General features: G+C 44.0%; 17 protein-coding genes. 9 read left to right on the plus strand and 8 right to left on the minus strand.

The genetic code is table 11. The annotated features are described in order from the left end of the window. Positions 1 to 153: 153 nt before the first annotated feature. The 8 genes from GD630_RS01645 to rhaB all read right to left on the minus strand — a co-directional run bounded on the left by GD630_RS01645 (position 154) and on the right by rhaB (position 8,840). Complete coding sequence (locus GD630_RS01645) at positions 154 to 1,131, minus strand: FecR family protein (protein WP_143867648.1); 978 nt, start codon at positions 1,129 to 1,131, stop codon at positions 154 to 156. A gap of 84 nt (positions 1,132 to 1,215) precedes the next feature. Beyond that, positions 1,216 to 1,776 carry an RNA polymerase sigma-70 factor gene (locus tag GD630_RS01650; RefSeq protein ID WP_143867675.1) on the minus strand — a complete coding sequence of 187 codons (561 nt, stop codon included), beginning with the start codon at positions 1,774 to 1,776 and terminating at the stop codon, positions 1,216 to 1,218. A gap of 161 nt (positions 1,777 to 1,937) precedes the next feature. Next, positions 1,938 to 2,837, minus strand: coding sequence for an AraC family transcriptional regulator (locus GD630_RS01655; RefSeq protein ID WP_143867651.1), 900 nt, complete (start codon positions 2,835 to 2,837; stop codon positions 1,938 to 1,940). 144 nt (positions 2,838 to 2,981) lie between these two features. Continuing rightward, positions 2,982 to 4,136, minus strand: a complete 1,155-nt coding sequence (gene fucO / locus GD630_RS01660; protein WP_143867653.1) for a lactaldehyde reductase — start codon at positions 4,134 to 4,136, stop codon at positions 2,982 to 2,984. A 19-nt stretch (positions 4,137 to 4,155) separates the two neighbouring features. Beyond that, positions 4,156 to 4,965, minus strand: a complete 810-nt coding sequence (gene rhaD, locus GD630_RS01665; RefSeq protein ID WP_007754775.1) for a rhamnulose-1-phosphate aldolase — start codon at positions 4,963 to 4,965, stop codon at positions 4,156 to 4,158. A gap of 92 nt (positions 4,966 to 5,057) precedes the next feature. Then, a complete protein-coding gene (gene rhaT / locus GD630_RS01670) occupies positions 5,058 to 6,077 on the minus strand; it encodes an L-rhamnose/proton symporter RhaT (RefSeq protein ID WP_007754791.1) in 1,020 nt (339 codons plus the stop codon). A 3-nt stretch (positions 6,078 to 6,080) separates the two neighbouring features. After that, complete coding sequence (locus tag GD630_RS01675; protein WP_143867656.1) at positions 6,081 to 7,337, minus strand: L-rhamnose isomerase; 1,257 nt, start codon at positions 7,335 to 7,337, stop codon at positions 6,081 to 6,083. Positions 7,338 to 7,382: 45 nt separating this feature from the next. Next, entirely contained in the window at positions 7,383 to 8,840 is a 1,458-nt protein-coding gene (gene rhaB, locus GD630_RS01680; RefSeq protein ID WP_007763957.1) for a rhamnulokinase, read from the minus strand. Between the two features lie 236 nt (positions 8,841 to 9,076). Between rhaB and GD630_RS01685 the strand changes: the two genes are divergently transcribed. The 9 genes from GD630_RS01685 (at position 9,077) to GD630_RS01725 (ending at position 19,469) form a co-directional block, all read left to right on the plus strand. Further along, on the plus strand, positions 9,077 to 9,550 hold the full coding sequence (locus GD630_RS01685) for an arginine repressor (protein WP_007763950.1): 474 nt from the start codon (positions 9,077 to 9,079) through the stop codon (positions 9,548 to 9,550). A 26-nt stretch (positions 9,551 to 9,576) separates the two neighbouring features. After that, the gene (locus GD630_RS01690) at positions 9,577 to 10,155 is read left to right on the plus strand and encodes a GNAT family N-acetyltransferase (protein ID WP_007754823.1); all 579 of its coding nucleotides are present in this window, start codon (positions 9,577 to 9,579) and stop codon (positions 10,153 to 10,155) included. A 12-nt stretch (positions 10,156 to 10,167) separates the two neighbouring features. Then, positions 10,168 to 11,376, plus strand: a complete 1,209-nt coding sequence (locus GD630_RS01695; protein ID WP_007754828.1) for an argininosuccinate synthase — start codon at positions 10,168 to 10,170, stop codon at positions 11,374 to 11,376. Next, a complete protein-coding gene (gene argC, locus GD630_RS01700) occupies positions 11,373 to 12,341 on the plus strand; it encodes an N-acetyl-gamma-glutamyl-phosphate reductase (protein WP_143867659.1) in 969 nt (322 codons plus the stop codon). The genes GD630_RS01695 and argC overlap by 4 nt, the downstream gene beginning before the upstream one ends. 13 nt (positions 12,342 to 12,354) lie before the next feature. Next, complete coding sequence (locus GD630_RS01705) at positions 12,355 to 13,476, plus strand: aspartate aminotransferase family protein (RefSeq protein ID WP_007763947.1); 1,122 nt, start codon at positions 12,355 to 12,357, stop codon at positions 13,474 to 13,476. Positions 13,477 to 13,615: 139 nt separating this feature from the next. After that, complete coding sequence (gene proC, locus GD630_RS01710) at positions 13,616 to 14,389, plus strand: pyrroline-5-carboxylate reductase (RefSeq protein ID WP_007754833.1); 774 nt, start codon at positions 13,616 to 13,618, stop codon at positions 14,387 to 14,389. Positions 14,390 to 14,436: 47 nt separating this feature from the next. After that, the gene (locus GD630_RS01715) at positions 14,437 to 14,991 is read left to right on the plus strand and encodes a helix-turn-helix domain-containing protein (protein WP_007763942.1); all 555 of its coding nucleotides are present in this window, start codon (positions 14,437 to 14,439) and stop codon (positions 14,989 to 14,991) included. Between the two features lie 7 nt (positions 14,992 to 14,998). After that, positions 14,999 to 16,654, plus strand: a complete 1,656-nt coding sequence (locus GD630_RS01720; RefSeq protein ID WP_007763940.1) for an AMP-binding protein — start codon at positions 14,999 to 15,001, stop codon at positions 16,652 to 16,654. A gap of 733 nt (positions 16,655 to 17,387) precedes the next feature. After that, positions 17,388 to 19,469 (plus strand): BT4734/BF3469 family protein, encoded by a 2,082-nt coding sequence (locus tag GD630_RS01725; protein WP_143867661.1) that lies wholly within the window; start codon positions 17,388 to 17,390, stop codon positions 19,467 to 19,469. The last annotated feature ends 19 nt before the right edge of the window (positions 19,470 to 19,488 follow it).

A 19,488-nucleotide genomic window follows, 5' to 3' on the forward strand; every position in this document is an offset into this window, starting at 1 on the left:
TTTGTACAATGTATAAAGTGAATACTAAGTTGACTCATGTGTTTACTTTCATCCGGCGACAAATGGTGGTACATTTGTCGCCTTCATTTTCTAAAGGTCATTAAATTTATGTTTTCATGGCATTCATATTTTTTAAGGATTCGACAATCGTTATTAGTTTAATGTAAAAGTATTCTTCTCTTTATCTTTATTTATTTTAAAGTGGTGAATTTGTTGTATAACTTTCAGTATCTCATCAATGCCATCTCTTTGCCTGAATTTACATGTATATCTGATATCTCTCAATAATTGGTTAGAAACAACAATCTTTACATCATAATACAATTCGAGTTTTTTGGTAATATCAATCAAACGTTCATTATTAAAGCTATATATCCCCTCCTTCCAAAGTAAAGCATCGGGAAATTTTATAAGTTCAACAGTCATTTTCCCATTTTCTACTGTCACCTGCTCATTGGGCTTTAAAACAACCTTCTCAGTACTATTGTCGCAACTCACTTGTACTGCTCCTTCAACCAAACTCGTTCGGGTTATCCCGGTTTCAGGATAACTATATACGTTAAATTTTGTCCCTAGTACTTGCATCTCTGCATTTTGAGCAACTACATAAAATGGTTTCTTTTCATTCTTAGCTATCTCGAAAAAGGCTTCTCCCATAATCTGTACCTTTCGCTCCGATCCGGAAAAATGTGAAGGATAAATTAAAGTAGACTGTGCGTTAAGCCAGACAAGGCTTCCGTCCTGCAGGGTGATACAGGCACGCTGTCCTGCTGGTACATATAATGTATTAGTCTCTGCAAGAAGACTATCATCCAGCAAACTTGAAGAAGTCCATAATGTCAACCAACATGTAGAAACAATCACGAGTATAACAACTGCCGCATATTTCATTAACTTAATCAGAAATTGATGACGTTTTCTTGTTGCAATCCATTGCTTAAAATAACTATATTTATTTTTTCCCTCATCAATATTCTCACCGTACGAAGACAGGTTTATCAAAGCACATAGGTTTTGATACTCGCTAAATTGCTTTTTTAAGATATCATCTTTCCTGATCTCTCGCAGAAGTTCTAGTCTTTCAGCGGCATCCAATTCATTTTGAAAGTATTTCAATATTCGTTCGTCCATCTTTTATTTCTTCTGAGTTCATTATATAAACGAACCAACAGAAAAAATCCGCTAAAAGAAAAAACTTTTTTTTTATTTCAATCATCAATAAAGTAAAAAAAGGAAAAGGGGAAAATAGTCTTTCAGTTCAGTTTTAAGTTTCTTGTAAGCGATTCCCATCTGCGTTTCAACCGTATTTATAGAGATATTTAATTCTGCAGCAATCTCTTTTTGCTTTTTACCCTCGATTTTATTTTTAATAAAAATTTCCCGGCATTTCTCTGGCAGTGCATCAATCGCCTTTGATAAAATTTGTTCTATACTTTCTTCCTCCAAGATGTCCAAGTCTAGATATTCCAATGAGTAATACTTCGCTTGTAAAGTGAGACGGTACTCTTCTTGCAACTTATCCTCAATATCTTTTATTAATATTTTCCGACGTAAAAAATCAACGCATCGATTTTTAATAGCAGTGAAAAGATAAGCTATAATATTAATTGGCAGTTCCAGTATTTCTTTTCGTTCCCAAAGTTCTCCAAAAACATCTTGCACAATGTTTTCGGCATCTTCATCCGATAGAACATATTCCTTAGCAAAATGCTTCATCTTGGAAAAATAAGCAATATAAATTTGCTCAAAATCAACAGGTTGTTTTTCTTGTATCATTCCCATTCAATCAGTTTTATATTGCCAAATATAAGGGAATAAAAGATTCAATGCAACCAAAATAAATATAATTTTAAAACCGATTTATAACACTTAATATTATTCAAATCCCCAGTTTCATATTTCCTCTCCCATTAAACAATCCTTAAACGCCAATATTTTTATTCTTCCCGCCCGAACGAACGATATTCCAGCGGAGTAAGCCCTGTACGTTTCTTGAAAAAAGAGAAAAAATATTCGGTAGACTGGAAACCCAGGAAAAAAGAAATCTCTTTCACGGATTGGGAAGTTCCTACTAACATTTGTTTGGCTTTACGAAGTTTCAATTCCTGGAAATATTTGGCAGGAGCATAACCTGTATACTCCTTGAAAACACGTCGAAACCATGAATAACTGATATTAAGCCGCATCGCCAACTCTTCCGGATCTACATTACCGGAAATATTTTCATTCATGATGATTTTTGCCTGTTCTATCTTCTGATCCACATCACTCATCTCGAAAACTTTATTCTTGGAGACGGAGAGAATCATACCTATCATGTGAAGCACAATCCCGGAAAGGTATTGTTGCGCGGAAATTTTATCCGCTTCAGCTACAGCAAGAGCACGGGAGAACAAGGAAACCAATTCTTCATTAATACCAATTTCCAATATTTGCTGCTCCTGCGACAAAAAAGCATCATTAACGATGGCATCTATCATTGGTCCCTCAAAGCCTATGTAATACTCCGTCCAACCCGTCTGCCGCAACGGACGGTACGTATGCCATTGCCCGGGAAACAACACCATCAACCGGCCTTTACAAACTTGCTTTTCGGAAGTTGAATCGGATGAAAACAAACCGCGCCCCTTCGTAATATAAACTAGCTGGTATTCACGAAGTACTCTTCCCTTTTCCGCATTAAAAAAGTAACCGGAAGGATGTTCTTTCAACGGGTAAGGTGAATCAGGAGGAATAGACTGATAGCCGACGGTATTTACCCATAGACCAAATTTCCGGTCCATGTCATTTACAATCAGATATTTAAATTCTAATCCTAAACTATTATCCTCGATCATATCAGTGTGTTTTCACGTAATTGAGTTGGACAAAAATAGGAATTATTTTTAGAAAACACACGCAAGGGTACAAAAAAACATCCGGAGTGTACCTTTAAGTATCTCCGGATGTTTATACAAAAACTAATTTTATTATGATGAGATTTAGAATGCTTTATGATACAGAGCTTCGATGTCTTCTACTGAAGTCGGACGAGGATTACCACCCGTACAAACATCATTGAAAGCTGCTACAGCCAATGCAGGAATATCTTCTTCCTTCACATTGATTTCATGCAATTTCTGCGGTATATTGATGCTGATAGAGAGTGCTTTCACTGCTTCAATAGCTGCTTTTATTCCCTCTGCTTCACTCATTCCAGTGGTGTCTACTCCCATTGCTTTCGCAATATGGATATATTTTGAAGCTGCCGGAGATTCAGCATTATACTCCATCACATACGGCAACAGCAAAGCATTGGCTACCCCATGAGGAGTATCATAAAATGCACCCAGCGGATGAGCCATCGAGTGAACGATTCCTAAACCAACATTCGAGAATCCCATACCGGCAATATATTGTGCCTGCGACATTGCTTCGCGGGCCGCCACATCCTTGCCGTTATCCACAGCCGCCTTCAAATTCTGTGCAATCATTTCAATCGCCTTCAATTCAAACATATCACTCATAGCCCAAGCACCCGGAGTAATATAACTTTCGATGGCATGAGTCAAGGCATCCATTCCCGTCGCAGCAGTCAGCCCCTTCGGCATGGAGTACATCAACTCAGGATCTACGATAGCCACAGCAGGAATATCGTTCGGGTCTACACACACCATCTTCTTACGTGCATCTTCATCGATAATCACATAATTGATAGTAACTTCGGCAGCCGTTCCGGCAGTAGTAGGCAGTGCGAAAGTAGGTACCGCTTTATGCTTGGTATCAGCCACACCCTCCAAAGACTTCACATCCGCAAAATCCGGGTTGTTCACAACAATACCGATGCCCTTAGCAGTGTCAATAGAAGATCCGCCGCCCAAAGCAACGATAAAGTCTGCACCGGAAGCTTTGTAAGCAGCCACTCCGTTCTGTACATTAGCAATAGTAGGATTGGCTTTTACATCACTATAAAGTTCGTAAGGTATCTGATTGTCGTCAAACACTTTAATGATTTCGGCAGCCACACCAAACTTGATCAGATCCTTATCCGTTACAAAAAAAGCTTTCTTAAAGCCACGTCTGGCTGCTTCTACAGCAATTACACTCCGGCAGCCTGCACCGAAGTAAGAAGTTTCATTTAAAATAATGCGATTCATGGTTGTTTATTGGTTTATTTTATTTAGGAAGATTGAAAGCAACAGTCATTTCCTTCATCTGTTCCTGACTCATACCATCCGGTTCGAAGCCCATGTTCTTGGCTGCAATATAGATCAAAGCAGATTTATTCAACACATCAATCTGGTCGAATGCCTGCATCGCATCGCAATCTACTGCAAATACGCCATGTTTTTCCCACATCACAACGTCGTAATCCTGCAACTCCTTAATGGTAGCTTCCGCCAGTTCTACAGAACTAGGCAATTTATAAGGAATGATACCCAAGCCACGCGGGCAGAATGCCTTTGTTTCGGGAATCATGCTCCACAACATATTGGTAGCCACATCTTTTTCCAGGAACTTCTTACAATGTGTCAGGGCAATCAGCTCAATCGGGTGCGTATGCACAGATGCTTTATAAGGAGAGTTTTTGCTCAACAGGTCATTGTGCACACTCAGGTGAGAAGGCAATTCCGATGTCGGAGCCACCGCCTCATCAGCGATAATCACATAGCTGGCACAGTCATCCAGAATACGGATAACCGAACCATTCTCCATCGGCCAGCGAGCTAAATCACGCATACGCTTATTAGTTCCCTTGCAGTAGAAATAACATCCTTTCAGATAAGGAAGAGTCACACCGATAGATTTTACTTCGCTGATCGGTTTCATCTGACGGATTTCATCGTCTACAAACTCTGTGATATTAATAGTGATATTACCACCGTTACGTTCAGCCCATCCTTTCTGCCACAAATAGCCGGCAACTTCAGCCACCTTATTTACCTCTTTGGCAAGTGCCGGACGATTCTCTAAAATTGATTTCATTATATATATTTTTTAATTGTATACGGATTACATAGATTTCGCCGCAAGTTATAAAAAAACTGCGTAATCTCTGTAATCCGTACCTATAAATTTTAAAACAAATTTGGGAACACTAATGAGAAGATAAGTACGATCAGACCAGCTATCAGCACAGTTATAGTCTTATTTGATACTCCTTTCCATTCCTTCAAAATGATTCCCCAAACATTACTGAAAGTTACATTCAATGCCATCAGTATACACCAGGAAAAAGCCAACAGCACAGGACTTTCTGTCAAGAAACTTTTACCCATTTCCAATCCGAAGAATTGCATATACCACAACACACCTGCCAAGGCGCAGAACACCAGATTATTGCCCCACACTTTTCCTTTGGCATAGTCACCCATTGACTTATTAGCCACATTCTGTTGCAGACAATAAGCGGCATTCGTCAGAAATCCGCCAAGAGTAACCAGGAAGATTACCGGAAGACCGGCATAAAGCCCTTCCACTCCACCGGCTAGAGCCGCATTCTTGATAGGAGTTCCCGCATCCAACCCCAAGGCAAAGCAAGCGCTCATGACACCGGCCAGGAGGGCAACCAACAACCCCTTTGTCAGCGCAAAGTCTTTTACGGCAGCACGTTTTTCTTCTTCACTCATGTTTTGTGCACGCAAGCTACCGGCATAGCCGATAATAGCGATACCCGCCAATGTGATGCAAACACCCAACAACAGAATCAACCCGTTACCTTCAAATAAATTTGTGCCTGCAAAAAGAGCTGGAAGAAGAGTTCCGAAACCGGCACAAGTACCCAACGAGATACTCTGCCCTAGCGCAACCCCCAGATAACGCATGGAAAGTCCGAAAGTCAATCCTCCTACTCCCCACAATATACCATAAAAGATGCTCATACCGGCACCTCCCGCTCCCCACAAGTCGAGCAGACTGCCTCCTTGCGGTACGCCCAGCAGTGAGCCCAAGAATGGGAACACCAACCAGGCAAATACACCTTGTATCAACCAGAAGCTTTCCCAGCTCCACTCCTTTACCTTTTTAATAGGTACATATGAACTGGACTGGCAAAAGCTACCGATGGCTATAATCAACAAGCCGATTAAAATATCCATAACTTATCGTTTAGAAGTTACTTCGGCTTCGTACTTTTCGATTTCTGCGATGAAATCTTCACCTACAGGAACATTGTTCTTCAAGCAGAACATATCCCAAACTGCATTCCAAGGCAACACTTTTTCTTCTTCAAGCAAAGCCAGACGCTGGAATCCCTGTCCGTTTGCTTCGTATTCACGCAATTTCGCAATCGGTTCGAGCAAAGCACGGGTCATACATTTCTGTGCGGCACGGCTGCCGATCACGTATGCACCGATACGGTTGATGGAAGCGTCGAAATAGTCAAGACCATAATGTACACGGTCCAAAGCACCGCAACGAACGATTTCGCTGAACAGTTCCATAGTCGGATCATCCATGATAGTAACGTGGTCTGAATCCCAACGAACCGGACGGCTTACGTGCAACATCAGTTCGGGAACATAAAGCAACAATGAAGATACTTTATCAGCTACGCTTTCTGTCGGGTGGAAGTGACCGGTATCCAAAGTGATCATCTTATTGCGAGAAGCACCGTAACCGATATAGAAATCGTTGGAACCTACCGTATAGCTTTCCAGACCGATACCGAACACCTTAGATTCGATGCAATCCTTCATATTCTTATATTCTGTAGCGAAGATCTGATCCAAAGAATCTTTCAGCAACGCACGATACTTCATACGGTTTACAGTGATATCCTTGCTTCCGTCATGTACCCAAAGGTTCATAATACACGGATCACCCTGTGCCTTACCCATTTCCTCCGCAACAGCACGACAGCGTTTGGTATGTTCAATCCAGAACTGACGGATACCTTCATCAGGGTTGGAGAGTGACAAATCGCCCGATTTCGGATGAGAGAAAGAAGTAGAGTTGAAGTCAAGCTTCATGTTATGTTCCTTACCCCATTCAATCCAACTCTTGAAGTGTTCCGGTTCTACCTGATCGCGGTCAACCACCTTGCCTTGGAAATCTCCGTATATCTCATGCAAGTTCAAGCGGTGAGTACCCGGAATATAAGAAGCGGCTTTCAAGATGTCGGCACGCAACTCATCAATGTTACGAGCTTTGCCCGGATAATTACCGGTTGCCTGGATACCTCCGGTCAATGAACCTGCCTGCACTTCAAATCCGGTCACATCATCAGCCTGCCAACAATGGAGTGACAGGTGAAAATCCTGCATAGTTTCCAATACTTTCTCGGTGTCTACACCTACTGCCGCATAACGTTCCGCAGCAATTTCATACGCTTTCTGAATCAGTTCTTCTTTTTTCATGATATTCTTTTATTAAAATGATTATTCTGTCGGTTATCTAATTAATTATCGAACACAATTTTTAAAGTGGATATAAGCCGCATCCCATGCTTCCGTATCCTGCGGCTGATAAGTTTTCAACGGAATAGAGCTATGGATCAACCGGCGCATACCGGCAACATCCGTTGCTTCACCTGCAGCCATAGCCTGAATCATCACGTTACCGATGGCTGTCGCCTCAGACGGTCCTGCCACCACAGGAATTCCGATAGCATTGGCCGTAAACTGGTTCAGCAAGTCATTCCGACTACCTCCGCCAATCACGTGCAATGTTTCTATAGGTCGTGGAGAGAGTGAACGCAGATTTTCCAAAACCTGACGATAACGCAAAGCCAGACTTTCAAAGATACAACGCACCACTTGTCCGCGTTTCTCCGGAACCGGTTGTCCGGTAGCCCGGCAATATTCAATAATGGCTTTTTCCATATCAGCAGGATTTGCAAAGCAATCATCATCCGGATTAATCAAACTACGGAACGGTTCACACGCATCCGCCTCACCGATCAATTCAGGATAACTTGTATCCCCCCAATTCAGACGGCAACGCTCCAACAACCACATTCCACAAATATTCTTCAACAGACGGATAGTGCCTTCCACACCGCCTTCATTGGTAAAGTTCAACGCCTCCGTTTCAGCATTAATCACCGGACTATCTGTCTCAACTCCCATCAGTGACCAAGTTCCGCTACTCAAATATGCAAAGTCACGGTCCAATGCCGGAACGGCGGCAACCGCAGAACCCGTATCGTGACCGGCTACTGCAATGACAGGGATTGCCCCCAGTCCTGTTATTTTTTGTACTTCTTCCGTCAATACCCCGACTTTCTCGCCCGGGAATACAAAACGGCCGAAATTCTTCTCGCTCAGTCCAACCGCTTTCAGCAACTCCGGTTCCAGACGCCGTGTCTGCGCATTCACCAGCTGTGCTGTCGAAGCAATCGTATATTCCGTCACCATTTCTCCGGTAAGCATATAACTCAACGCATCCGGCATAAACAGAATCTTATCTGCCGCCTCCAATGCACTGTCATGGTTACGGCGTAAAGTATCCAACTGAAAAAGTGAATTAAAATTCATTATCTGAATTCCCGTTTTACTGTAAACGTCACTACGGGATATACGTGAAAAAAGGGCTTCCGGTGCTCCCACCGTGTGCGGATCACGATACGCGTATGGCTGACGGAGCAGGTTTCCGTCTTTTCCGACACACACAAAATCCACCCCCCAAGTATCAATGCCGATAGAGGCTATAGATTCACCGCGGCGGGCAACTAACTTCAGTCCGTCAATAATATGGCGATATAATGCATAAATATCCCAATAGAAATGACCACCCACCTCAATCAGATGGTTAGGAAAACGATTAATCTCTTCCAGATTCAATCCGCCTTCAATGAAAGTTCCTAAGATTGTACGGCCGCTCGTTGCGCCCAGGTCGACTGCAAAAAAGTTCTGTTTCATGGTATTCTGTACTATATATTTAAGGTATCCATTTACCTACATGGCAAAGATAGACGATTCCTTCCTCCTGTCCCTTACGCATTTTGATTGAAAGGATATACATTTTGACACAAAACAACATCCCCGTTTCCTTCCGTTTAGCACTTTTTTCACTTTTATGCAAAAAAACTTTGGTTTTATGCATCTTTTCTCCGAAATATTGCATACTTTTGCGCCATTCTTAGAATAAATATACAATGAAGAAGAAAGCAAATCGGTTAGATGCCATCAAAATGATTATCTCAAGCAAGGAGCTCGGTTCGCAGGAAGAACTGCTGCAAGAGTTGAACCGCGAAGGCTACGAACTGACACAGGCCACCCTCTCCCGCGACTTGAAACAACTGAAAGTAGCCAAGGCTGCCAGTATGAACGGAAAGTATGTATATGTATTGCCCAACAACATCATGTATAAACGTTCCACCGACCAAAGCGCCGGTGAAATGTTGCGCAGCAACGGATTTATCTCTTTACATTTTTCCGGCAACATTGCCGTCATCCGTACCCGTCCCGGCTATGCAAGCAGCATGGCATACGACATTGACAACAATGAGTTCAGTGACATTCTGGGAACCATTGCCGGTGACGACACAATCATGTTAGTTTTGCGTGAAGGAGTTGCCCCAAGCAAGATACGCCAGCTTTTGGCAGTCGTCATCCCGAATATCGAATAATTATACCTATATTATATAATAAAGAAATGGACACTCAGCAAATAGATGTTATGGTAGCCGACGCCTCACACGAGGTTTACGTTGACACTATTTTGGACACTATCAGAAAGGCTGCCGCAGTACGCGGAACAGGAATCGCAGAACGTACCCACGAATACGTAGCGACAAAAATGAAAGAAGGAAAAGCGATTATCGCACTTTGTGGAGAGACATTTGCCGGATTTACCTACATCGAATCATGGGGGAACAAGCAATATGTAGCAACTTCCGGTCTGATCGTTCATCCGGATTTCCGTGGTTTGGGACTGGCAAAACGTATCAAACAGGCTTCTTTCCAACTGGCACGCCTCCGATGGCCGAAAGCGAAAATATTCAGTCTGACTTCCGGTGCGGCCGTAATGAAGATGAATACGGAACTGGGCTACGTTCCTGTCACTTTCAACGAGCTGACAGACGACGAAGCTTTCTGGAAAGGATGTGAAGGATGTATCAACCACGACATATTGGTTGCCAAGAACCGTAAGTTCTGTATCTGCACAGCCATGCTGTATGATCCGACAGACCCACGGAACATAAAAAAAGAACAAGAAAGAAATAACATTTAAAATATACACACTATGGAAGAAAAGAAGAAAAAAGTAGTGGTGGCATTCAGCGGCGGACTGGACACATCGTTCACCGTCATGTACCTCGCCAAAGAAAAAGGTTACGAAGTATATGCAGCTTGTGCCAATACAGGCGGTTTCAGCGCAGAACAACTAAAGACGAACGAAGAGAACGCCTACAAACTGGGAGCTGTGAAATATGTAACGCTGGACGTCACTCAGGAATACTACGAGAAGAGTCTGAAATACATGGTTTTCGGTAATGTACTGCGCAACGGCACTTACCCTATCTCGGTAAGTTCCGAACGTATCTTCCAGGCATTGGCAATTGCACGCTATGCCAATGAAATCGGTGCGGACGCCATCGCTCACGGTTCTACCGGAGCAGGTAACGACCAGATCCGTTTCGACATGACTTTCTTAGTGCTGGCACCGAACGTGGAGATTATCACATTAACCCGTGATATGGCATTGAGCCGCCAGGAGGAAATAGACTATCTGAACAAGCATGGTTTCAGCGCAGACTTCACCAAACTGAAATACTCTTATAACGTAGGCCTTTGGGGTACTTCCATTTGTGGCGGCGAGATTCTTGATTCCGCACAAGGACTGCCGGAATCGGCTTACTTGAAACACGTTCAGAAAGAAGGAAGCGAACAGCTCCGTCTGACTTTCGAGAAAGGCGAACTGAAGGCTGTCAACGACGAGAAGTTTGACGACCCGATCAAGGCTATCCAGAAAGTGGAAGAGATTGGCGCAGCTTACGGTATCGGCCGTGATATGCACGTAGGTGACACGATTATCGGTATCAAAGGCCGCGTAGGATTCGAAGCTGCCGCTCCGATGTTGATTATCGGCGCTCACCGTTTCCTCGAAAAATATACATTGAGCAAATGGCAACAATATTGGAAAGATCAGGTAGCCAACTGGTATGGTATGTTCCTGCACGAAAGCCAGTATTTGGAACCGGTCATGCGTGATATCGAAGCGATGTTGCAGGAAAGCCAACGCAACGTAAACGGTACGGCCATCCTCGAACTTCGTCCGCTTTCTTTCTCTACCGTAGGCGTAGAATCCGAAGATGACCTTGTTAAGACTAAATTCGGAGAATACGGTGAGATGCAGAAAGGCTGGACGGCTGAAGACGCCAAAGGCTTTATCAAAGTGACTTCTACTCCGTTGCGTGTTTACTATAATAACCATAAAGACGAAGAGATATGATTAAAGCAGGAATCATTGGTGGCGCAGGATATACAGCAGGCGAGTTAATCCGTCTGCTACTCAACCATCCGGAAACCGAAATCGTATTTATCAACAGCAGCAGTAATGCCGGAAACAAAATCACCGACGTACATGAAGGATTGTACGGTGAGACAGATCTGAGATTCACCGATCAATTGCCTTTGGACGAAATCGATGTTCTCTTCTTCTGTACTGCCCACGGTGACACAAAGAAATTCATGGAAAGCCATAACATACCGGAAGACTTGAAGATTATCGACCTTTCCATGGATTACCGCATCAAAAGTGACGATCATGACTTCATCTACGGACTGCCGGAACTGAACCGCCGCGCCACCTGTACGGCGAAGCACGTAGCCAATCCCGGTTGTTTTGCAACCTGTATCCAGCTTGGCTTGCTTCCGCTTGCCAAGAATCTGATGTTGACAGACGACGTGATGGTAAATGCCATTACAGGAAGTACCGGAGCCGGCGTAAAACCGGGAGCTACCAGTCATTTCAGCTGGAGAAACAATAATATGAGTGTGTACAAAGCATTCGAACACCAGCACGTACCGGAAATCAAGCAGTCACTCAAGCAATTGCAGAACAGTTTCGATGCAGAGATTGATTTCATCCCGTACCGGGGCGACTTTCCACGCGGTATCTTTGCCACTCTGGTAGTAAAGACCAAAGTATCACAGGAAGAGATTGTCCGTATGTATGAAGAATATTATGCCAAAGACTCCTTTGTACACATCGTAGACAAGAATATTGACTTGAAACAAGTCGTCAATACTAATAAATGTCTGATACATCTGGAAAAGCATGGCGACAAGCTATTGATTATCTCTTGTATCGACAACTTGCTGAAAGGCGCCAGTGGACAAGCTGTTCATAACATGAACCTGATGTTCAATCTGGAAGAAACCGTAGGCCTACGTTTAAAGCCGAGTGCTTTTTAAAAATAACAGAATTATGAAATTATTCGACGTATATCCTTTATATAATATCAACATAGTCAAAGGGAAGGGTTGTCACGTTTGGGATGAAAACGGCACGGAATATCTGGACCTTTATGGAGGTCATGCCGTTATCTCCATCGGACACGCACATCCGCACTATGTAGAAATGGTCAGTAACCAAGTAGCAAACTTGGGTTTCTATTCAAACTCCGTCATCAACAAGCTGCAACAACAGGTAGCCGAACGATTGGGAAAAATCTCCGGCTACGAAGACTACAGCCTGTTTCTTATCAACAGTGGCGCGGAAGCCAATGAGAACGCTCTGAAATTGGCTTCGTTCCATAACGGACGTACCAAAATCGTTTCCTTCAACAAGGCGTTTCACGGCCGTACGTCTCTGGCGGTAGAAGCTACTAACAATCCGTCGATTATCGCACCTATCAACAATAACGGTCACGTGACCTATCTCCCTCTGAACGACATCGATGCGATGAAGCAAGAATTGTCAAAAGGAGATACCTGTGCTGTTATCATTGAAGGAATTCAAGGGGTAGGCGGTATCAAGATACCGACCACTGAATTTATGCAGGAACTCCGCAAAGCCTGCAGCGAAACAGGAACGATACTGATTCTCGACGAGATTCAGAGCGGATACGGACGTAGCGGTAAATTCTTCGCCCATCAATATTGTGACATCAAGCCGGATATCATCACTGTAGCCAAAGGAATCGGAAATGGTTTCCCGATGGCAGGCGTCTTAATCAGCCCGATGTTCAAACCTGTATACGGACAACTGGGAACGACTTTTGGCGGAAACCATCTCGCTTGTTCTGCGGCTCTTGCCGTAATGGACGTCATCGAACAGGAGAATCTCGTAGAGAATGCGGCTAAGGTTGGTAACTACCTGCTGCAAGAACTTAAGAAATTCCCGCAAATCAAAGAAGTGCGCGGATGCGGACTCATGATCGGACTCGAATTTGAAGAACCGATCAAAGAGCTGCGTAGCCGTCTCATTTATGACGAACATGTATTTACCGGCGCAAGCGGCACGAATGTACTTCGCTTGCTTCCCCCTCTCTGTCTCAGTATGGAGGAGGCCGACGAATTCCTCGCCCGGTTCAAAAAAGTACTCTAACCGTTCATATTGATTAATAAACAGCCAACGATAAAAAGCAGCCTACCTCAGAATTTTATTTCTTATCCGGGCTGCTTTTTGTTTTTTCGCAATTAACCGTTACCTTTGTCTGTAACAATTCATTAAAAACAAGCGTCGTATGAAAATAGCTATTATCGGTGCAGGCAACATGGGTGGCTCTATCGCCCGTGGTCTGGCAAAAGGAAGTCTGATAGAAGATTCGGACATTATCGTATCCAACCCCAGCGCCGGCAAGCTGGAACAGCTGAAGAAAGAATTTCCGAACATCTCTACAACTCACAATAACGCGGAAGCGGCAACGGGAGCGGACATCGTTATCCTCGCCGTAAAGCCTTGGTTTATGCAGCCGGTAATGCGCGAGTTGAAGCTGAAGGGCAAGCAGATACTTATATCCGTAGCTGCAGGAATCAGTTTTGAAGAGCTGGCACATTATGTGGTAGTACCGGAAATGCCGATGTTCCGCCTCATCCCTAACACCGCCATCAGCGAACTGGAAAGTATGACACTCGTTGCCGCCCGCAATACAAATGACGAACAAGACAAGTTCATCCTCCGGCTATTCAGCGAGATGGGCACAGTCATGCTTATCCCCGAAGACAAAATAACAGCCGCTACAGCGTTGGCTTCCTGCGGTATCGCATACGTTCTGAAATACGTTCAGGCAGCCATGCAAGCGGGTATCGAAATGGGTATCCGTCCGAAAGACGCCATGACTATGGTGGCACAATCTCTGAAAGGAGCCGCCTCATTGATTCTGAATAATGATACTCATCCCAGCGTGGAAATCGACAAAGTGACTACTCCGGGAGGAATCACCATCAAAGGAATCAACGAGCTGGAACATAACGGTTTCACCTCCGCTATCATTAAAGCCATGAAGGCCAGCAAATAATGGCTGCTGCAAATCATTAATCACTAACAAACTAATCACTAAATAACATGAATGACCAGATTAAACAAATAGCAGAACGTCTCCGTGGATTGCGGGATGTGTTGGAATTGACCGCTGAGGACATCGCCCGCGACAGTGACATATCCGCCGAAGAATACCGGCTCGCAGAAACAGGCGACTACGACATCTCCGTCAGTATGCTGCAAAAGATAGCCCGCACTTATAACATAGCCCTTGATGCGCTGATGTTCGGTGAGGAACCCAAGATGAGCAGTTATTTCGTAACCCGTGCAGGCAAAGGTGTCAGTATAGAACGTACGAAAGCCTACAAATACCAGTCATTGGCTTCCGGATTCATGAACCGCACCGCCGATCCCTTCATCGTGACCGTTGAGCCGAAAGGTGATGACGAGCCGATTCATTACAACAAGCACAACGGACAAGAATTCAACCTTGTGATTGAAGGTCGTATGCTTATCAACATCGAAGGGAAAGAAATTATCCTTAATCAAGGAGACAGCATTTATTTTAACTCCAAACTTCCACATGGCATGAAAGCGCTCGACGGCAAAACGGTACGTTTTCTGGCTGTAATTATGTAACAATATCATGGTAGAAAGATTTTTAGCAAAGACTAACTTTGCCTCACAAGAGGATTTCATCAAGAACTTAAAAATAAACGTCCCGGAGAATTTCAACTTCGGTTATGACGTAGTGGATGCTTGGGCTGCCGAGCAACCCGACAAGAAAGCCCTGCTTTGGACAAACGACAAAGGCGAAAGCCGACAGTTCTCATTTGCCGACATGAAACGTTATACGGATATGACGGCTTCTTATTTCCAAAGTCTGGGTATCGGACGCGGAGATATGGTAATGCTGATTTTAAAACGTCGCTATGAGTTCTGGTATAGCATTATCGCACTTCATAAACTGGGAGCGACCGTCATTCCCGCCACTCACCTGCTGACAAAGAAAGATATAGTCTACCGTTGCAACGCCGCCGATATCAAAATGATTGTGGCTGCCGGTGAAGGAGTGATTCTCCAACATATCAAGGAGGCTATGCCCGACTGTCCCACTGTGGAGAAGCTGGTCAGCGTCGGTCCTGAGATTCCCGAAGGTTTCGAGGATTTCCATCAGGGAATTGAGAATGCAGCTCCGTTCGTACGTCCCCGCCATGCCAATACCAATGATGACATCTCACTGATGTATTTTACTTCCGGCACGACCGGCGAGCCCAAAATGGTAGCACATGACTTTACCTATCCGTTGGGACATATCGTAACCGGTAGTTTCTGGCACAATCTGAATGAGGAAAGCCTCCATCTTACCATCGCCGATACCGGTTGGGGAAAAGCTGTTTGGGGAAAGCTCTACGGACAATGGATTGCCGGAGCGAATATCTTCGTTTATGACCACGAGAAATTTACTCCCGGAGATATCCTGCAAAAGATACACGACTATCATGTCACTTCACTTTGCGCACCTCCCACCATTTTCCGCTTCCTGATTCATGAAGACCTGACGAAATACGACTTGTCCTCACTCAAATATTGCACCATTGCAGGCGAAGCATTGAATCCGGCCGTATTCGATACCTTCAAAAAATTGACTGGTATCAAACTAATGGAAGGTTTCGGGCAGACTGAAACAACACTGACCGTAGCCACGATGCCATGGATGGAACCGAAACCGGGAAGCATGGGACTGCCGAATCCTCAATATGACGTTGACTTGATAGACCACGAAGGTCGTTCTGTTGAAGCCGGAGAACAAGGACAAATCGTAATCCGCACCAGCAAAGGTAAACCCATCGGTCTCTTCAAAGAGTACTATCGTGATGCGGAACGTACTCGCGAAGCTTGGCATGACGGTATTTACTACACCGGTGACGTTGCCTGGAAAGATGAAGACGGTTACCTCTGGTTTGTAGGCCGTGCGGACGATGTTATCAAAAGTTCCGGTTATCGTATCGGCCCGTTCGAAGTAGAAAGCGCTTTGATGACGCATCCGGCAGTCATTGAATGTGCTATCACCGGTGTACCGGACGAGATTCGCGGACAGGTAGTAAAAGCTACGATTGTTCTTTCGAAAGACTACAAAGCCCGTGCAGGTGAAGAACTGATTAAGGAATTGCAGAATCATGTAAAAAAAGTGACTGCTCCTTATAAGTATCCGCGTGTGATTGAATTTGTCGATGAACTTCCGAAGACAATCAGCGGTAAGATTCGTCGCGTAGAAATTCGTAAGAATGATGAGAAATAGGTAAAAAAGCCCTATTCATCGATAAAATCCTCCTTCAACTGTCTTTAGGCAAGTGAAGGAGGATTTCTTTTGTGAACAATGATACAAACTGACCAATTTATATAAATTCTGATTCAATGAATCATTTGTATACCATATATGAAACAAAATTGCACTTCTATTTTATCTTTCTGACTTATCTTTGCCACAGTAAAATCAAGCACAACGCACTATTATATTATTAAAGATTATGATTACAAGTAGAAAGGTTTCATTAGGTTTTAGGTTTACATATTAATTTGAAGGTTTTTATTGTCAGCTGACGTTTTTTCTTGAATAGCGCAATGATTATCAACCGCTTACCTGCTGACAATAAGCCCTGACAATAGGCTGACAATAAGAAGCTAGAACTTCTATTGTCAGCCTATTCATTTATACTAATGCACCGACATTGCCAACTTGTCACGGCCGTGGTGAGATCTTCCCACAGCCGTGGTAGGAACTCATCACAGACGTGGAGAGATCTCACCACGGCCGTGACAAACTAAAGACACCGATACCTTAGCGGAACTATATCGGCACACAAATGGAAATACATCCGTGTGATAGTGGAAGTATATCCGCTTCTTATCCTCCAAAAGCTTATTCTTTATCATGATAAAAGCCAAATAGCTTGTTTTACAAGTACCTTATCCGTACCTTTGAAACCTATAAACAAACACTTACAACTCTATAAAATTTAAGATAAATAGAAATGAAAATTACACAAATCAGGGAAAATGGAGATACGGAAGCATTAAGTGTGGTAAACATCGACCTGTTGATAGAGAAAATGAAAAGAGAGACCAAGCTCCACCCGGTATCCGAACTACGCCAAGCCCTGCATTTTGTTCTACCCGACGAACCTTGTTCACTCACAAGCAAATTGCCGCGAGTGATTCCTGCCGCAGCTTTCGGGCGAGTGAACGGAGTGAGACAAATGAAAACCTACAATGGGATTGTAGAACTGACCGTCGGTCCGTTAGCCGGAAAAACAGAAGTGGAGATTGTGAAGCAAAAGGCTGCCGAACTTCCTCAGACAATGCTGGCTTTCATGGGAGCAAGCGGCAAAAGTGTCAAGATATGGACTTGCTTCACCCGACCGGACGGCACTTTGCCGCAAACAGCGGAAGAAGCCGAAGTGTTTCAAGCACATGCTTATCGACTAGCCATCAAATGTTATCAGCCTCAACTCCCTTTCAATATTCTGCTAAAAGAGCCGAAACTGGAACAGTTCTCACGTCTTAGCTATGATCCGGACTTGATTTATCGTCCCACCCCTGTTCCTTTCTATCTTTCACAGCCTATCGGTATGCCCGGCGAGATGACTTATCATGAGAAATCGAGCACAGAAGCATCGCCATTGAATCGTGCCCTGCCGGGATATGATACGGAGGATACAGTGGCACTGCTTTATGAAGCGGCATTGCGAAAGACCTTTGAAGAAATGGACCAAGCCTGGCATCGGGATGATGATTTGCAAATATTAATAGTCCCGCTTGCCGAGAACTGCTACTACTCAGGCATTCCGGAAGAGGAGGCAACCAGACGCACCATCATCCGTTATAACAAAAGAAAGAATCCAATGTTGGTACGTGAAATGATAAGAAACGTATATAAGGAATGTAAGGGAGTGCCGAAAAGCAACTGTCTGACCAAAGAGCAACGCCTTAGCCTGCAAATGGATGAATTTATGAACCGTCGTTATGAGTTCCGTTACAATACGCAAATCGGGGAGGTGGAATACCGGGAGCGTTTCTCGTTCCGGTTCTATTTCCATCCCATCGACAAACGGGCACAAAACAGCATTATGCTGGATGCGCAATCCGAAGGAATCGGAGTATGGGACAGGGACATAGACCGTTACTTGCACTCCAACCGTGTGCCTATCTATAATCCGTTGGAGGAGTTTCTGTTTCACCTGCCACATTGGGATGGAAAAGACCGTATCCATGCGTTAGCCAACAGGGTTCCCTGCAATAATCCGCATTGGGAATTACTTTTTCATCGCTGGTTCCTTAATATGGTTTCGCATTGGAGGGGAGTAAATAAAATGTATGCCAATAGTACATCGCCTATATTAGTGGGAGCACAAGGAACTCATAAATCTACTTTTTGCCGTGAAATGATTCCTCCTGCACTCCGGGCTTACTATACGGACAGTATTGATTTCAGCCAGAAACGGGATGCGGAACTGTATCTGAATCGTTTTGCGCTCATCAACATTGATGAGTTCGATCAGATTACGCTGACCCAACAGGGGTTTCTGAAACATATTCTCCAAAAACCGGTGGTCAACCTTCGAAAGCCACATGGCCGCTCGGTGCTTGAATTACAACGGTATGCTTCATTTATCGGTACAAGCAATCAGAAGGATTTGCTGACCGACCCTTCGGGGAGCCGTCGCTTTATCTGTATTGAAGTGACAGGAAACATCGACACTACACAGCCGATAGATTATGAACAGCTTTATGCGCAAGCCATGCACGAAATTTCTCATGGTGAGCGTTATTGGTTTAATAGTGAAGACGAGCAGATTATGACCGAGAACAACCGTGAGTTTGAACAAACACCGGCTATGATCCAACTGTTTTATCAATACTTTAGAGCTCCACAAGAGGGAGAGGAAGGAGAATTCTTTACTCCGGTAGAAATACTGAATTACTTGAAGAAGAAAAGCGGCATTTCATTGTCCGACAACAAAGTATATCACTTCGGAAGAATGCTTCAAAAGTGCGGAATTGCCTCGAAACATACTTATAAAGGTACTGTATATCAGGTAGTAAAGATATTATAGGATACAAAAGCAAGGCTGA

Source organism: Bacteroides zhangwenhongii (assembly GCF_009193325.2).
Lineage (GTDB): Bacteria > Bacteroidota > Bacteroidia > Bacteroidales > Bacteroidaceae > Bacteroides > Bacteroides zhangwenhongii.

Excerpts from the sequence above, each read along its gene's own strand:
- GD630_RS01645 (WP_143867648.1), bottom strand. The coding sequence starts at position 1,131 with ATGGACGAACGAATATTGAAATACTTTCAAAATGAATTGGATGCCGCT.
- GD630_RS01650 (WP_143867675.1), bottom strand. The coding sequence starts at position 1,776 with ATGATACAAGAAAAACAACCTGTTGATTTTGAGCAAATTTATATTGCT.
- GD630_RS01655 (WP_143867651.1), bottom strand. The coding sequence starts at position 2,837 with ATGATCGAGGATAATAGTTTAGGATTAGAATTTAAATATCTGATTGTA.
- fucO (WP_143867653.1), bottom strand. The coding sequence starts at position 4,136 with ATGAATCGCATTATTTTAAATGAAACTTCTTACTTCGGTGCAGGCTGC.
- rhaD (WP_007754775.1), bottom strand. The coding sequence starts at position 4,965 with ATGAAATCAATTTTAGAGAATCGTCCGGCACTTGCCAAAGAGGTAAAT.
- rhaT (WP_007754791.1), bottom strand. The coding sequence starts at position 6,077 with ATGGATATTTTAATCGGCTTGTTGATTATAGCCATCGGTAGCTTTTGC.
- GD630_RS01675 (WP_143867656.1), bottom strand. The coding sequence starts at position 7,337 with ATGAAAAAAGAAGAACTGATTCAGAAAGCGTATGAAATTGCTGCGGAA.
- rhaB (WP_007763957.1), bottom strand. The coding sequence starts at position 8,840 with ATGAAACAGAACTTTTTTGCAGTCGACCTGGGCGCAACGAGCGGCCGT.
- GD630_RS01685 (WP_007763950.1), top strand. The coding sequence starts at position 9,077 with ATGAAGAAGAAAGCAAATCGGTTAGATGCCATCAAAATGATTATCTCA.
- GD630_RS01690 (WP_007754823.1), top strand. The coding sequence starts at position 9,577 with ATGGACACTCAGCAAATAGATGTTATGGTAGCCGACGCCTCACACGAG.
- GD630_RS01695 (WP_007754828.1), top strand. The coding sequence starts at position 10,168 with ATGGAAGAAAAGAAGAAAAAAGTAGTGGTGGCATTCAGCGGCGGACTG.
- argC (WP_143867659.1), top strand. The coding sequence starts at position 11,373 with ATGATTAAAGCAGGAATCATTGGTGGCGCAGGATATACAGCAGGCGAG.
- GD630_RS01705 (WP_007763947.1), top strand. The coding sequence starts at position 12,355 with ATGAAATTATTCGACGTATATCCTTTATATAATATCAACATAGTCAAA.
- proC (WP_007754833.1), top strand. The coding sequence starts at position 13,616 with ATGAAAATAGCTATTATCGGTGCAGGCAACATGGGTGGCTCTATCGCC.
- GD630_RS01715 (WP_007763942.1), top strand. The coding sequence starts at position 14,437 with ATGAATGACCAGATTAAACAAATAGCAGAACGTCTCCGTGGATTGCGG.
- GD630_RS01720 (WP_007763940.1), top strand. The coding sequence starts at position 14,999 with ATGGTAGAAAGATTTTTAGCAAAGACTAACTTTGCCTCACAAGAGGAT.
- GD630_RS01725 (WP_143867661.1), top strand. The coding sequence starts at position 17,388 with ATGAAAATTACACAAATCAGGGAAAATGGAGATACGGAAGCATTAAGT.